Source organism: Williamsia sp. Y844, assembly GCF_056786475.1.
This window is the reverse complement of the sequence record NZ_JBXCJB010000003.1, coordinates 578,892-594,183: the sequence shown is the minus strand read 5'-3', so window position 1 is coordinate 594,183 and position 15,292 is coordinate 578,892. Positions and strand designations below refer to the sequence as shown.

Annotated in this window: 14 protein-coding genes; 6 read left to right on the top strand and 8 right to left on the bottom strand. The window is 62.5% G+C overall.

Going from position 1 to position 15,292, the window contains the following annotated elements:
• Positions 1-7: 7 nt before the first annotated feature.
• From AC1TQG_RS19565 to AC1TQG_RS19555, 3 genes are all read right to left on the bottom strand, one after another.
• On the bottom strand, positions 8-1,219 hold the full coding sequence (locus AC1TQG_RS19565; protein ID WP_482139493.1) for an alpha/beta hydrolase: 1,212 nt from the start codon (positions 1,217-1,219) through the stop codon (positions 8-10).
• Positions 1,216-2,307 (bottom strand): homogentisate 1,2-dioxygenase, encoded by a 1,092-nt coding sequence (locus tag AC1TQG_RS19560; RefSeq protein WP_482139492.1) that lies wholly within the window; start codon positions 2,305-2,307, stop codon positions 1,216-1,218. The genes AC1TQG_RS19565 and AC1TQG_RS19560 overlap by 4 nt, the downstream gene beginning before the upstream one ends.
• Before the next feature lie 63 nt (positions 2,308-2,370).
• Positions 2,371-3,723, bottom strand: coding sequence for a hydroxysqualene dehydroxylase (locus AC1TQG_RS19555; RefSeq protein ID WP_482139491.1), 1,353 nt, complete (start codon positions 3,721-3,723; stop codon positions 2,371-2,373).
• 257 nt (positions 3,724-3,980) lie between these two features.
• Between AC1TQG_RS19555 and AC1TQG_RS19550 the strand changes: the two genes are divergently transcribed.
• The 4 genes from AC1TQG_RS19550 to AC1TQG_RS19535 all read left to right on the top strand — a co-directional run bounded on the left by AC1TQG_RS19550 (position 3,981) and on the right by AC1TQG_RS19535 (position 7,349).
• Positions 3,981-4,490 carry a hypothetical protein gene (locus tag AC1TQG_RS19550; protein WP_482139490.1) on the top strand — a complete coding sequence of 170 codons (510 nt, stop codon included), beginning with the start codon at positions 3,981-3,983 and terminating at the stop codon, positions 4,488-4,490.
• A gap of 185 nt (positions 4,491-4,675) precedes the next feature.
• On the top strand, positions 4,676-5,284 hold the full coding sequence (locus tag AC1TQG_RS19545) for a DUF6611 family protein (RefSeq protein ID WP_482139489.1): 609 nt from the start codon (positions 4,676-4,678) through the stop codon (positions 5,282-5,284).
• 29 nt (positions 5,285-5,313) lie between these two features.
• Positions 5,314-6,342, top strand: coding sequence for a magnesium and cobalt transport protein CorA (locus AC1TQG_RS19540; protein ID WP_482139488.1), 1,029 nt, complete (start codon positions 5,314-5,316; stop codon positions 6,340-6,342).
• Between the two features lie 170 nt (positions 6,343-6,512).
• Complete coding sequence (locus AC1TQG_RS19535) at positions 6,513-7,349, top strand: alpha/beta hydrolase (RefSeq protein WP_482139487.1); 837 nt, start codon at positions 6,513-6,515, stop codon at positions 7,347-7,349.
• Between the two features lie 13 nt (positions 7,350-7,362).
• Here AC1TQG_RS19535 and malQ read toward each other — a convergent pair whose 3' ends face one another.
• Together malQ and AC1TQG_RS19525 are read right to left on the bottom strand one after the other, a co-directional pair.
• Positions 7,363-9,489 carry a 4-alpha-glucanotransferase gene (gene malQ / locus AC1TQG_RS19530; RefSeq protein WP_482139929.1) on the bottom strand — a complete coding sequence of 709 codons (2,127 nt, stop codon included), beginning with the start codon at positions 9,487-9,489 and terminating at the stop codon, positions 7,363-7,365.
• Between the two features lie 37 nt (positions 9,490-9,526).
• Positions 9,527-9,928, bottom strand: a complete 402-nt coding sequence (locus AC1TQG_RS19525; protein WP_482139486.1) for a VOC family protein — start codon at positions 9,926-9,928, stop codon at positions 9,527-9,529.
• A gap of 101 nt (positions 9,929-10,029) precedes the next feature.
• Here AC1TQG_RS19525 and AC1TQG_RS19520 point away from each other — a divergent pair, with 101 nt between their 5' ends.
• Together AC1TQG_RS19520 and AC1TQG_RS19515 are read left to right on the top strand one after the other, a co-directional pair.
• On the top strand, positions 10,030-11,193 hold the full coding sequence (locus AC1TQG_RS19520) for a MalY/PatB family protein (RefSeq protein WP_482139485.1): 1,164 nt from the start codon (positions 10,030-10,032) through the stop codon (positions 11,191-11,193).
• 153 nt (positions 11,194-11,346) lie between these two features.
• Entirely contained in the window at positions 11,347-11,514 is a 168-nt protein-coding gene (locus AC1TQG_RS19515) for a hypothetical protein (protein WP_482139484.1), read from the top strand.
• Positions 11,515-11,544: 30 nt separating this feature from the next.
• On the opposite strand, the gene AC1TQG_RS19510 is transcribed toward AC1TQG_RS19515, so the two are convergent.
• From AC1TQG_RS19510 to AC1TQG_RS19500, 3 genes are read right to left on the bottom strand one after another with little or no spacing between them, the layout of a single operon-like run.
• The gene (locus AC1TQG_RS19510; RefSeq protein ID WP_482139483.1) at positions 11,545-13,662 is read right to left on the bottom strand and encodes a xanthine dehydrogenase family protein molybdopterin-binding subunit; all 2,118 of its coding nucleotides are present in this window, start codon (positions 13,660-13,662) and stop codon (positions 11,545-11,547) included.
• On the bottom strand, positions 13,659-14,657 hold the full coding sequence (locus tag AC1TQG_RS19505; RefSeq protein ID WP_482139482.1) for an FAD binding domain-containing protein: 999 nt from the start codon (positions 14,655-14,657) through the stop codon (positions 13,659-13,661). Before AC1TQG_RS19505 ends, AC1TQG_RS19510 begins: the two co-directional genes overlap by 4 nt.
• The gene (locus AC1TQG_RS19500; protein ID WP_482139481.1) at positions 14,654-15,229 is read right to left on the bottom strand and encodes a (2Fe-2S)-binding protein; all 576 of its coding nucleotides are present in this window, start codon (positions 15,227-15,229) and stop codon (positions 14,654-14,656) included. The genes AC1TQG_RS19505 and AC1TQG_RS19500 overlap by 4 nt, the downstream gene beginning before the upstream one ends.
• Between the last annotated feature and the right edge of the window lie 63 nt (positions 15,230-15,292).

Below are 15,292 nucleotides of genomic sequence, written 5' to 3'. Positions count from 1 at the left end.
CCCGGCCTCACCGGGCGTGTCCGGATTGTGTTGCAACGGTAGGTGATTCTGCGAGGTGGTCTGCCCATCCGTGCTCGCTCAGCCACGTCGTGATCCGTCCGACGGCGTCTGCCAGGTGGGCCTTCATATTCGGGCCCGAGTAGTAGTGCGTCGCGCCCCGGACTTCATAGATTTCGGCGTCGGTGTTCACAAACGCATCGTGGATGCGCCGCGTGTGGCTGGGGGTGCAGGCATCGTCGGCGGTGTTCCCGATGACCAGGACCGGCACTGTCACCGACGGCGCGCAGGCCACCGCATCGGCGTTGGCGTCATCCAGGCTCCACTGCGACAGCCAGCTCCGCAATGTGCAGAATCGCGCCAGGCCAACAGGACTCATGTTCACGACCTCCGGGTCACCGAGGTAGCAGACCCCTGGATCGCGATCATTCGGGTCGACAGTCGGATCAAGCCAGCGCGGGTCGGCCATCGTGCCGTGGACTACAAATGAAAACTCGTCTACCTCGCGGCCGGCCTCTCGCAATTGCGTCAGTTTCGCTTTGACCCACTGGGTGATTCGGCGATTCCGGGCCTCCTGTGCCGCGCGATAGCGGGCCAAGAATTCTGGACTGTATGGCGGCTGATTCGGATTCGATGGGTTGTACAGGTCGAGTTCGGGATCTCGGGCCGACGGATCATGCTCGTCCAGGATGGACGCGTCGATCCACTCGGTGAGGGTCTGGTGGCGGGAAACGTGGGCGGCAAGCAACATCAGGCCATCTGCCGGCGGCATGGTCAGCGTCGTGAGGTCCGGTCCGTCGCCCGACGGTGATGCCGTCACGGTGGGATGTTCGGCCTGGGCCTGATAGAAGGTCGACAGCGATCCGCCGCCACTCCACCCGGCGAGCACGATATTCCGATAGCCGAGAACGTCTTTGGCGTGCCGCACACATGCGGCCAGGTCTTCGGTGACTTTCTCCATCAACAAGGCCGTATCGTTGCCGCGGTACCGGCTGTTGCAATAGATCACATGGTGACCCGCACGGGCGAGAGCATTGATCATGGGCAGGTAGGCCCCGCCGCCGATCGGGTGCATGAAAACCAGGACGGTGTCGGCATCGGAGTCGTCGCGGAGCAGATGCCCTTCCAGTGCGACGTTCTCGCCGGTGCCCCCGTAGATGTCCCGCGCGAGAGAGGTTTCGGGAAAGACGACCAGGAACGGGGTGCGGCTGTATGTGCTCATGGGTGTTCCTTGCTGATTCGCCTGATGTCGGCGTTGACGGTGAGCGGACGATGTACGTCAATGGACATGACAGACCAGTTGACCCGGTCGTACTCGTCAGACTTTCGGCGTGCCCGCGCCCGGGCCGCCTCGGGTGGTCCGTGGTGGATACCTTGGGGCGCATGCGAAATGAGCCCGGGAGGCATGGGAATCCCGAACAGATCGCCGCTGTGGAAGAGTGCCACCTCGTCGTAGTCGGCGTTGCGGTGATACCACGGAAGTCGTTCGGTTCCGGGGCGTGACTCGGCAGGACGCGGCAGGAAGTTGAGGACCGCAACGCCTTCCGACTGCAGGAATATCTGGGCGGTGGCAGGCAGATGCACGCCCTCCGACATGATCGGATTGTAGTCGCGAATGTTGAACTTGAAGGGAAAGTAGTCGCCCTTCCAGCCTTCGACGTCGCACGGGTTGTGGTCGTACTCGAGCTCGCCGGTGGCGTCTTGCCGCACCAGGCGGATACGCCAGGTGGGTCCACCATCGGTCAAGACCTCGGGGTCGGGCACAAAGGCCATCGTCGGATCGAACGGATGGTGCCGCCCGAGGACGCCGGGGGCAGGAACCCGGAACTCCTCCACCGATTCCACGATGAGTATCGCGTGTTCGCCGGGCTCCGGGACTTGCCGGTAGGTCACTGCCTTGGGCAGCAGCACCCAGTCACCCGGTTCATAGGGAATCCGGCCGAACTCGGTCTGGAAGACGCCGCTACCGCGATGCACGAACATCAACTCGTCGCCGCCCACGTTGCGTGTGAAGAAGGGCATGGTGGCGCTGCGCCGACTCAACAGAAAGCGGACATCCGGATTGGAGAACAGAAGCAGCGGTGCACCTTCGGCGTCGACGAGGTCGGTGGGTTCGAGATCGTCCACCATGAGATCTGTTGGTGCGATGGTTCCCGTCGCCCGATATCGAGTGGGGTCATTGCGGCGATAGAGTTGAGCCTGCCTGCCTACGAAGCCGTATCGCCCGAGTTCGTCGTCTTTGAGACCGTCGAGGTCCCGGTGGACGTGATCGGGGGTTGTTCCCTTGCGGAACTGGACAAAAGACTCCATCTGCCGAACTCCTTTGCAGTTGCGGGTGAATCGCCCCGTCGGACGAGGCCGCGATGAGATCGATCAGGCCGGCCCGTTCGCGTATTCCAAGATGACCTCGACCGCGCGCGCCGCACTCTGACAGGCGCCTTCCATGGTGGTCGTCCAGTCGGTACGGGTCCAGTCCCCTGCCAGTGCCAGACCACGAACCGTGGTCCGCTGGTCGGGTCGGATGCCGGAGGTACCGGGGCGCTGCGCGAACGTGGATTTCGGCATGCGCACCACATGGCTGTGGATCACTTCCGCATCGGCGGCGTCGGGGTAGTACCGACGCAACATCTCCATCTGGATGGCGGTGATCTCGGCATTGGACTTCTGGGTGAGGTCGTATGCCGCCGAGACCGTCGTCGAATATAGATGGTTGCGTGCCGGGTCGCGAGCGTGCATCTGCTGGCGATCCCAGACCTGCTCGAGAACTCCCTCTCCGCCGTACAGGATCTCGCCCCAGTCGGTCATCCCGATCGGACGATCGAGGTACAGGTTGACGCTCACGATCGGCACCGGTGTCAAGTGTTCGATCGCCGCGTAGATCTGCTCGTGACCCGGTACTTGATCGAGTAGGCCCTTCACATTCCACACCGGAACTGCGCAGATGACGGCGTCCGCGGTGATCCGCTCGCCGTCGTTGAGGATGACGCCGGTAACCCTGTCGTCGACCACATCAACCGACGCGACGATCGCCCGGTTCCGCACCTCGACACCGTTGTTGGCGAAGACCTTGTGAGCGCCATCGATGAACAGGGTGTCGAGGTCGACAGTCGGGTACCCGATCGAGATGGGTGTCTTGGTCTGGCGGGCCTGCCGGATCCCGGTGACCAGCAGATCGGCCGGTACCTTCGCCGAGGAGATGGCGGGTTTGTCTCCGGTCAGCCCGATCACGATCCCGTCCCACAGGGCGTCACGTGCCGACTGGGGCATACCCATCCGCCGGAACCACTCGTCGGCGGTGATGGCATCGAGCCACGTGGGTTGGCGTAGCGCCTGGCGGATCAGGGTGACCTGCGCGCGTGCAGTTCGCAGCCGGTCCAAACCGGTGACTCCCGGAAGGTCGCCGATCGCGATCCGCAATCCGGCGATACCTCCGAATGCCGAACGCCGGGTTCCACCGCCGGGCATCCGGACGGTCATATGCCCGGGGAAGCAGACGTTCTCGCGCGTGCCGACGCTGTCGAGGTATCGCATGAGATGGACATACCCGCTTGCGAAGACATGCTGCCCGTTGTCGGGGACATCGTCGACGACATCCAAGGGCATGGCGATCGTCCGACCACCGAGCGACCCCCGCCGTTCCAGCAGTGTGACCCGATGGCCCGCCTCCGAAAGCCATACCGCCGATGCCAATCCGGCCAATCCCCCACCAATGACCACGCAATGCATGGACAGAGCGTAACCGTCAGCATTGACCTAAAGGCGCGATTCAAACAGTCGAGTGCTCGGGGATCGAAATCGAGAGTGCGCCAGGCGAGGACGCGTAGATTCCCTGAGTGCGTTCGTTTAAATAGCGTCAAATTTCGGTGATGCCCCGTGACGGCTCCGATGCTGCGGCGTAATCGTTGAACATGACCAATTCTTGTCAGGTTCGCCGCCATGGTTGATTCAGCACCCCTGGCTCTCATCGAAATAGCCGCACTGCGGTGATCATCAATTCCGACCGCAGCGCCGTCAGCGCGATGGGTTCCGGGCCGATCGCATATTTCGGTCGTGACGACAGCCTCAAGCATGCTTCGCAGCGCTTCACCCCGGCCTGCTCGAAACACACCGCCGGGCGCCCAGACCACGGCATACCCGGTGTCGTTGTTGTCGATGTGGATCTCGTCGCAGCGTCGAGAGTTGTCTTCGGCATCGACTGGCCGCGCCGCGGATCGGGGTCGATCGAACGCGCGGTGGTCAACACTGTCATGCAATGGACTCTTGAGTTCGGTGTGGAACGTGTCCTCATCGCCAGCCTTAAGCACGACACCGTCAGTACTGATCGCCCATTCCATCAATGGGTCAGTTCCCTGTCCAAAGGTATTTGGTACGACCATGCGCTCAATGATCTGCCGGCTCCCTCCATTGCCTCAATACTGCTGCCCGCCACCATCAAACCAAGCAGTGCTGCCGAAATGATCAATGATTGGAGGAGTGGCTCACGTGCGGACTGAACGAATCGAGATCGTGCTCTTGGCGGTCCGTCAATCGGTCGAATCTGCTTGGCCATAACCGAACTCGCCGCAGAAGGGCACGAACAGGTGACTGTGTGCGAATTCCGTCAAGATCGATTTGTTGAGCGTCAAAAGTACGTCAGGATCGCAGCTCAGCTGCCGGGAGCAGGAGTACAGATGTGGTTATGAGTGAAGATTTACGGGGAACAGACGGGCGCGACCGCTCCGCCGTCGGCCATCCATCGCCGCTGGACGTTCTGGGGCGGGCGCAGAGTTCCGGTCCCGACTGGTGGTCCCGGTTGTGGGAGGGTTCGCAACTGTGGGGGTCGTGCGAGCACAGTTACCTGCGCTACGGGATGTGGCGGGTTCGAATCACCATGTATCCCCCAGGCGCATCATCTGCTGATCGCACGCGTATCCGGGTCTGGCGGGGATGGTCGATGTGGAGCGTCACCGCGTGGTTGCTGGGAACCGTCGTCTTGCAGTCGTGCGGGGTTTCGGCTGTGATGGCGCTGGTCGTGTCCAGTGTGGTTGCGGTACTGATCGGGCTCGCGTGCAGGCAATGTGTGGGGTCGCTGCGTCATCAGGTCAAGACTGTTGCTGTGTTGACGATGTCAGGGTGCACAGATCAGACAGTTCTCGATCGGCGCGACAGATTGGTTCGTATGGCGGAAACCATGATCGTCGCGGATCGCACGCTGAAGGGCGGAATCATCGATCCCGTTGAGCATGAACTTGTCTGGCAGCGCATATATGACGAGATCGGCTTGTTGCAAGGGACCCTGGTGAAGTGACTGCTCGGTGATCCCGGCAGTCGGACGAAATGAGTTTGGGTGTGGCGATCATCGACAACGCCGTCTACGTCGACGGCAAAAGAACTGCAAACCCCGAGAGCCTCGATATCACCTATGACGTGATGCGGGAACGTCACGGTATGTCCTGGATCGGCTTGTATCGACCGGACCGCAACGAAATAGACTCGGTGGCAAAAGAATTCGATCTGCATCACCTGGCCGTCGACGATGCGATCGCCGCGCACCAACGACCAAAACTCGAAGGCTACGGAGAGCAGCTGTTCGTGGTGCTTCGGCCGGCGCGCTACGTCGGTCGCGCGAAGAGAGTCGAGTTCGGTGAGGTCCACGTCTTCATCGGCCCGGACTTCGTGATCACTGTCCGCCATGCGGAGTCCCCGGATCTCGCCAGGGTGCGGATGCGACTGGAATCGACGCCGGAGCTGTTGTGCCTGGGCACCGAAGCTGTCCTTTACGCGATCATCGATCAGGTTGTCGATGAATACCAGCCGGTTATAGCCGGTTTACAGGCCGACATCGACGAGATCGAAGACCAACTGTTCACCGGCCAACCGGAGGTCGCCCGCCGGATCTATGACCTGTCCCGGGAGGTGATGGAGTTCCAGCGGGCGACCGTTCCGCTGGTGACCATGATCGAAGCGCTCCGCGAAGGCTCTGAGGATTCCGACGTCGATATTGAACTGCGTCGCAGACTTCGTGATGTTCTGGACCACACCCTGCGCATCACTGACCGTGCCGATGCCTTCCGCACCACCCTGCAGAACGCACTGTCGGTCCACGCCAGCCTCGTGACACAACAGCAGAACGAAGAGATTCGCGCGATGACGCAGGTCAGCATCGAGCAGAACGAGCAGGTCAAGCGCATCTCGTCATGGGGTGCGATCCTGTTTGCGCCAACCCTCATCGCCGGGATCTACGGCATGAACTTCGAAGCGATGCCCGAGCTGGCCTGGGCCGGCGGCTATCCCATGGCCGTGGTGTTGATGGTGGCGGCGTCGGTGGCCTTGTACGTGGTCTTCCGGCGACAGAAGTGGCTCTGACGCCCAACGGTATTTTTGTTGCCGAACGATGAATCATGCGCTCTCAGAACAGAACTGTGCACGGTTCGGCCGGTTGACATCCGCGACCGACCAGTACCTTTCTGACAGATCGGGCACATCGGCCGACTCGACGCCACGTGCGGCGGCTGTTTCGAGAAAGGACCCACTCCATGACCAGTTCTGCAGCAACCCCGGACACGATCGTGTTGATTCACGGCCTCTGGATGACCCCACGCAGTTGGGAAGGATGGGTGACGCACTACGAGGCCCTGGGCTACAAGGTGTTGACACCGGCATACCCGGGTTTCGAGATCGAGGTCGAGGCGCTACGGGAAAACCCCGACGTCATCGCCAACCTCACCGTTCCCGAAACAGTGGATCACCTCGCGGCGGTGATCGAGTCGGTTTCCACACCGCCGATACTCATCGGTCATTCGTTTGGCGGAACGCTCACCCAGCTACTGGTGGCCCGCGGTCTGGGATCCGCAGCGGTGGTGGTGGATTCCGCACCCACCGAAGGTGTCCGGGTCAACCCGCCATCCCAGATCAAGTCTCTGTTTCCTATCCTCAAGAACCCGGCGAACCGACACAAGGCGGCCGGCTTCACCCCGAAAGAGTTTCACTACGCTTTCACCAACACACTGTCGGCCGAGGAGTCTGCGAAGGTGTACGACCGCTATCACATTGCCGCACCGGGTAATTGGGTATGGGCATACGGTCTGATCGCCAACTTCAAACCCGGACACCAGGAAACGTGGGTCGACTACAGCAACGACAACCGCGCGCCGCTGCTGTTCATCGCAGGCGGAGCCGACCACATCATGCCCGCATCGGTGAACAAATCCAACGCGAAGCACTATCACAAGTCGTCGGCACTGACAGACTTTTACGAGTTCGAGGGTCGGTCACATTGGACGTGTGCCGAGCCCGGATGGGAATCGGTTGCCGACTATGCGCTCGAATGGGCCCTCAAGAATGCCGCCGCTCCCCCCGCGGCCACCGCGTAGAGCCGCCGGCGGGCTATCGGCCGAGCGCACGCACCAACCGGACAAGGCGCTTGTTGTCGGCCAGATCCTCGACCAGGACCGGGTTCCCGTCACCATCGGCCAGCGGGATCGACCAGTTGGAATATTGGCTTTCGTCAGTACCCGGCTGGTTCTGGATCCGGCGTTCACCCACCGCGTCGACGAGTGCCACGCCGAGGAGTATGGACGGACTGCGCGCGATCAACGCATGCAGTCCGTCCACCACGGCCTCTGTATCGGCGTCGTCGGTGATCAGTCCCCTGGCGCGTGCCATCTCGATGATGGCGTCCCGATCGCGGGCATCAATCGCACGTTCGGTCGCCTCGTCCTGTTCGAGGAGTCCGAGTTCAGCGCGCAGACGAATGTGCTCGCCCGCCAGGTATCCCGCCGTCGGCGGTAGGTCGTGGGTGTTGACCGAGGTCAGACACAACCGGCGGTATGACTCTGGCGGGATCGGCGCATGGTCGCCGTGTTCGAACCACAGGATCGATGTCCCCAAAATGCCACGTGCGCTGAGGTAGTCCTGCACAAACGGCTCGAACACCCCGAGGTCTTCACCGATGACCACCGCACCCGCGCGCTGCGCTTCGAGTACCAATATCCCGATCAGCGCCTCATGATCGAAACGCACATAGGTGCCTGAGGCCGGTGATGCACCTGCCGGGATCCACCAGAGCCGAAACAGCCCGAGGATGTGATCGATCCGTAAACCTCCGGCGCGACGCAGCACGGTCCGGAGCATGTCCCGATACGGAAGGTAACCTTGTTCGGCCAGACGCCAAGGATGCCAGGGTGGCTGATTCCATAGTTGCCCTTGCTGATTGAAGGCATCCGGTGGTGCGCCCACCGATACACCGGTGGCCAGCGCGTCGCCCAGGGTCCACGCGTCCGCACCGCCCTGCTGCACGCCAACCGCGAGATCGTGGATGATGCCGATCTCCATACCGGCATCGAGCGCAACCTGTTGTGCAGTGGCCAATTGCTCGTCACAGATCCATTGCAGCCAGCTGTAGAACGCAATTCGATCGGCGAACTTGAGCCGAAGATGCGCCACACCCTCGGGGTCGCGCAGCGATTTACGCCATTTCGGGCTGGCTGCGCCGTATTTCTCGATCAGCGCACACCACGTCGCGAACTCGAGCAGGCCCTGGCCTTCCTCGGCGAGATACTTCTCGAGTTGCCCACGGCGACGTGGACTGAGCGGCACTTTGAAGACGGATTCGAGGATCTGCAGTTTGGCCCGGTAGATGGAATTTCGTCGGATCCGGTGGGGATCTGTATTGAGCTTCGCGAGTTTTGCGGCATAGGTCCGCATCTCGTGATGTGCCTCATCTGACAACTGCGAGGCTTCCGGAATGTCTTCTACGCGAATGTAGATGGGATTGACAAAGCGCCTGGTGGTCGGAAGGTACGGAGACCTTTCCATCGGCGGCTTCGGCTCGGCGGCGTGCAATGGATTGATCAGGACGTAGTCGGCGCCGTGGACCGATCCGGCGATATGCGCGATGTCGGCGAGATCGGACAGATCACCGATACCCCACGATCGACGGGATCGCACCGAATACAGTTGCGCCGCAAGACCCCACCGTCGGTCATGTGAAAGCCTGTCGGCGGTCGTCAGACGTTGCGGTGTGACCACGAGCGTGCACTGCGCGGCCGGAAGCTCGTCCGGGTCATGTTCGACGCCGATAGCAGCATGCAGCGTGTGCCAACCGGTCGGTAACTTCGATGGGATGGCGAAGGTGGCCTGACCGACGAGCTGCCCGTCGATTTCCCTGGGGTCGACCCAGATGTTGAGTTGCCGGACATCGATCCGGGCTCCGTCCTCGGTCTGTATCCAGACCCGCACAGCGTCACCGTGCGGCACATGGACCCCGATGGTGGCGTCGGAATCTGCGGTCACCACCATCACCGGAGGCAGTGTGCGTCGCCACGGACCGAGCTCGAGATCGGTCAGTGCCTGATCGATCTCGTCCACCGACCCCGCCGGGACGCCGAGCGCTTCGAGTATGTGTTGCAAGGTCTCGGTGGAGACGTTGCGGCGGGTTTTGTCCCAACCCTCATAGAATGTGGCGACGCCGCAGCGTTCGGCCAGATCTCTCAGCTGCTCGACGTAGCCCACGATCTTGATGCTGCCAGGTTCTGCCAGGTCGCGCTCATCAAGCAACCTGCGGTTGGTCCGGTGTTCGCAGATCCTTACGCAAGGGGTGGTCTGCCGGTACCTGCACCACGATGATCGTTGTGCCGTCGGGGTCCGCGATGTGCATCTCGATCAGGCCCCAGGGTTCGGTCCTGGCCTCGCGCACGATCTGAACGCCGCGCCCGGCCAACTCGGCCTGGGTGGCGGACAGATCGCGCACCTGTAGCCACAGCACGGTCGTGCTGGGCGTTGCGCCTTCCGAAAGATGCGCGGCGACCTCGATCAGGGTGCCGCCCGCAAAGAACACTGTGCCGCCCGGGTACTCCCGAGAGATCGCAAGTCCCAGCTGATCTCGATAAAACGCCAATGTCGTGTCGGGGTCGGCCGGGCGCAAGATGATTCGGCCACTGAGAACGTCCATGTGTCTTGTCTACCGGACGAGACGGTCAACCCCGGACGGGGCCGGTGATGACGCGCCCGTCGGTGCGGTGGACCGGAGGGGCGATGCGGTACACCAGAGGGATGAGCGAACATGTCGAGTCCGAGCGGGTGCCGGACCTCTTGGTTGATCCGCTGTCGGTACTGAGGATGCGGCGCAGCACCAAGTGGTCGTTCTATCCCGACGACGTGGTGCCACTCCCGATCGCCGAGATGGACTTTGCGCTGGCCGATCCGATCGCGGACGTTCTGCGGGAAGCGATCGATCGTTCCGACACCGGGTACGCCTCACCGGTTCCCGAGCTGGGTGAATCACTATCGGACTTCGCGGCGGCGCGATGGCACTGGGACATCGACCCCGCTCAGGTCACGCCGGTACTCGATGTCGGAGTCGGTGTGGTCGAGGTTCTGCGGGTGCTGTCCTCGGGTGGTGGGACGGTCGTCATCAGCCCGCCCGTGTATCCGCCGTTCTACCACTGGGTCGATGAGATCGACGGACGACTCAGGGAAGTGCCGTTGGCCCGCACCGATCACGGCTGGCGATTGGATCTGCCGGCTCTCGAACGGGCGTTCGCCGACCGACCGGCGGCCTACGTGCTGTGTAATCCGCACAATCCGGTGGGCCGGGTCCACGACCCCGAAGAGCTTGCGACTCTTGTCCAGCTGGCCAAGAGATACGGCGTCACCCTGGTCAGTGACGAGATCCACGCGCCGCTGATCCTGCCCGGGCGCGAGTTCACGCCCATTCTGACGATTCCGGGTGCGGCGGAGGTCGCACTGAGTGTGGTCTCGGCAAGCAAGGCCTGGAACCTGGCCGGTCTCAAGTGCGCCACCGTGGTGACGGCCAGTGCGCCCATGGCAGATCTGGTGCAGCGGTTTCCCGCAGACACGCGATGGCGGATCGGGCACCTCGGAGTGATCGCGTCGGTCGCCGCGTACCAGAACGGGGCGCATTGGCTCGATCAACTGATCGCAACCCTCGATCGTCGTCGCGAACAGATAGATCGTTTCGTCCGCGGTACGCCCGGGATCAACTGGTTTCTCCCGGAGGCCACCTACCTGGCCTGGCTCGACTGCTCGGGACTCGGTCTCGACGACCCGCAGGCGCACCTTCTCGAGCGGGGCAAGGTCGCGGTGGAACCCGGGCTGAGTTTCGGAAGTCCTGGGCAACAGCATGTCCGATTGAACTTCGGCACGAGTGCCGAAATTCTCGACGAGGCCTTCACTCGGATCCGGACCTGTCTCTGAATCCGCCTGACACTCGTCGGGACGGCCTCGTCGTCGGGTGTGCGGGTAAGTGGTACTGATGGAGGTGGAGCGCATGAGATGCAGAATCTCGTCCCTGCGCTCCGGTCGAAACCGGAAGGCACACAAGTGCCGCTGATGCATAGGAGTTCGACTGTGGGACAACCGATACCAGCCCCTGAACCGCCCAAGCCCGGTCCCGGCACCGAGCCTCCGATGCCGCCGATGCCCGATCCGGAGCCGCCGGTACCCACACCCGATCCGGTCCCCAGCCCGCCCGGACCCGACCCGGCGACCCCGATGCCGGGACCGAAGGTGATCTAGTGCCGGGTCAAGGTGTGAACTGACCTGTCGTCACCCACGCAGTGACGGGTCGATGAGCAATTGCAGTTTATCGGCCCGCACCGGGAGATCTCTGATGCGAACACCCGTCGCATGGAAGACAGCGTTGACGATCGCAGCTGATGAACCGACGTTTCCGATCTCGCCGATCCCCTTGCTGCCCATCGGATTGAGATCGTCGTCCTCCTCGTCGATCCACACCGCCTCGATGTCGCGGACATCGGCGTGCGAAGGCACGTGATAGTCGGCCATGTTCTCGTTGCCGAACCCGCCGTACACGGTGTCGGGTATGCCCTCTTCCATCAAGGCCATGCCCAGACCGAAGGTCATACCTCCGAGCAGCTGGGAGCGGGCCAGTTGTGGGTTCAGAACCCGCCCGACCGCGAACACCCCGAGCATCTTCTCCACAGCCACCTCGCCGGTGTCGACGTCCACCGAGACACGAGCGAAGTGAGCACCGAATGCCTCCCGCGGCATTGTCTGACGAGCTTGGACGTCGTCGCTGGTGTCGGCGACCACCTCCAGCGACTCCTGCGGTACGCCGACCTGGTGAATGCGATATCGCAGCTCGCGGCAGGCCTTGTGGACGGCAGAACCCCACGACGATGTTCCAGATGAACCCCCTGCGCCCGGTGCGGTTGGAAGTGCACTGTCGCCGAGGTGGAGACGAACTCCGTCAAAGGGCACTTCAAGCGCGTCGGCCGCAATCTGCGTGAGCACGGTACGGGCGCCGGTGCCGATATCCGACGCGGCCACAGAAACGTCGAAAGAGCCGTCCGGTCGCGCGAATGCGCGAGCACTACTGGGCGAGGTGAGCGCGGGATAGGAGGCGAGCGCGACTCCGGTGCCGATGAGCTTTCGGCCCATCAGGGTTGCGGCAGGCAGACGGTTTCGATCGGCCCACCCGAACTGCTCTGCACCGACCCTCAGTGCGCGTACGACATTGCGTGAGCTGAACGGCACCCCGGTTGCCGGGTCCACTTCCGGCTCGTTCTTGATTCTCAACTCGATCGGGTCGATGCCGAGTTCGTAGGCCAGCTCGTCCATGGCGCACTCCAGTGCGTGGACCCCGGGGCACTCCCCCGGTGCCCGCATCCATCGGGGGGTGGACACATCCAGCGCTGCCACCCGGTGGCTGGTCCGGCCGTGGTCAGACCTATAGATGTGTCTGGTTCCTTCGGCGGTCTGTTCGACGAACTCCATGATCCTGGATGTTTGCTGAACGGTGTCATGACAGACCGCTGTGAGGCGACCATCGGTATCAGCGGCCAACGCCACCCGGGAAAATGTCGGTGTCCGGTATCCGACAAATCGGAATGTGGCCGACCGGGGCAGCACAACCCGCACGGTTTGCTGCACGTGCAACGCGGCCATTGCGGCCAGGACCGCATTGGGCCTGGTGCTCCCCTTACCTCCGAAGCCGCCGCCGATGTGTTCCGCAATCACCCGAACGTTGTCGGGTTCGGTTCCGAAGAGTGTTGCCAGATCCTTTGCAACACCTGAAGGTGCCTGGGTTGAATCCCAGATCGTCAGCGTTGCCTTGTCGCCCATCTGTTGCCATCGAGCGATGCTGGCATGGGGCTCCATCGGGTTATTGTGCATCGCCGGTGTCGAATACCAGTGGTCGACAACATGATCCGCGGTGGCGAGCTCGGAGTCCGGTTCTCCGCGAACCGAACCGGCGGGAAAGCCGCCGTTGACCTCGTCCGGCTCATAGAGATCCGGGTGGTCGGCGCGCAGGATGTTGTCGAACTCGGCGGCCTCCTTGTAGTCGATAACGAGCGCGTCGGCAGCAGCTTTCGCGGACTCGGCCGATGTAGCGATCACCGCGGCAACGATCTGGCCGCGATAGTGGACGTCCGCGGACTGCAGGACGTGCAGTTCAGCGTCGTCGATGCTGTGCAGCCGCGGTGCGTTCTGGTGCCACAACACTCCGATGACTCCTGGGTGTCGCAGCGCCGTGTCGACGTCGACCGAGAGCACCCGTCCGACCCTGATCTGCGCGCCGACGTGAGCACAGTGTGCGACTGTGATGCCGTCCGGGCCCGGACGGTCAGCGGTGTACTGAGCGATACCGCGCACCTTGTCGGAACCGTCAACCCGATCGTGTCCGACTCCCAGTGCCGTCATTGCGATACTTCCTCGGTAGGTGTCAGGTCGACAAGTACTTGTGCCGCCAGCGACGTGAGCATCGGAACCTTGAACGCGTTGTCTGCCAATGGTTCTGCTGCCGCAAGCTCGATCCCCATCGCGGTGACGTATTCAGAGCGGACTGCAGGCCTGCCGATCAGGGCGTGCTCGGCAATCCGGGCACGCCACGGCTTGTGGGCGACGCCTCCGAAGGCGATACGTGCCGACACGACATGGCCGTCCGCCACCTCGAGGACGGCGGCCACGGAGACAAGCGCGAAGGCAAAGGAAGCACGGTCCCGAACCTTCCGGTACGTCGAGTTGCGCGCCGCCGGCAACGGCGGCAACCGCACCGACAGCACCAGGTCATCGCGTCCCAGAGTGTTGTCCATTTCAGGATGTTCACCGGGTAACCGATAGAAGTCGTCGAAGGCGATCTCCCGCCGACCTGCCGGACCGATCACATCGAGTTGAGGGTCGAGTACCGCCATCGCGACCGCCATGTCGGAAGGATGAGTTGCCACGCAATCCGGCGAGGCGCCGAGTATGGCCATCTCGCGGTTGATCCCCGCAAGGGCGGAACACCCTGATCCGGGTTCGCGCTTGTTGCACGCTTTGTCCGTATCCATGAAGTAGGTACATCGTGTGCGCTGAAAGAGGTTTCCGGCGGTGGTGGCCATATTTCGGAGCTGTCCCGAAGCGCCGTCGAGGAGAGCTCTGGACAGTACCGGATAGCGCTCGCGGACAAGTGGATTCGCGGCCAGCTCGCTGTTCCGCGCGGTGGCGCCGATATGTAGATGTCCCCGATCGTCGAGTTCGACGGTGTCGAGAGGTAGCGCTGTCACGTCGATGAGCGTCGCGGGTGAGCTCACGTCCAGCTTCATCAGATCGACGAGATTGGTACCACCGGCGATCAATTGCGCATCAGGATCGGCGCCGAGTTGTTTTACAGCCGAATCCACGCTTGTGGCCATCACGTACTCGAAAGTCTTCACAAGACCGTCCTGGGCTCATGAACCTCGCCGGCGACCCTGCGGACAGCAGCCAGAATATTTACATAGGCGCCACAGCGACAGATATTGCCGCTCAACCGTTCTCGGATCTCGTCGTCCTGTAGCTCGAGATCCTTCGCGGTGAGATCTCCGGTGGCCGCACTCGGCCAGCCGTTCTTGACCTCGTCCAACATTCCCACAGCCGAGCAGATCTGACCCGGCGTACAGTAGCCGCACTGGAGGGCGTCGCAATCAACGAATGCCCGCTGCAGTTCCCCGCCGGTAGACGTTTCCGAAATGCCCTCGATCGTGGTGATCCGGTGGCCCTGCGCAGCGACGGCGAACACCAGGCAACTGACCACCCGCCGATCGTCGAGCAAGACGGTACACGCGCCGCACTGCCCGCGATCGCAACCCTTTTTGGTGCCGGGTGCTCCGGCACGATCCCGCAGGGCGTCGAGCAACGTGGTCCGTGGGTCGCAATTGATGGGTACTTCGGAGCCATTGATCGACAGGGTGATGCCAACGTCAGCCCCCTCGGATCGAACGAAGTCTGTTGGGGGCTGATCATCCATGCGTTCGACGTACCCGCGGTGGACACACCGCAAACCAACACCGCACCGCCCCGCCACTCAGAT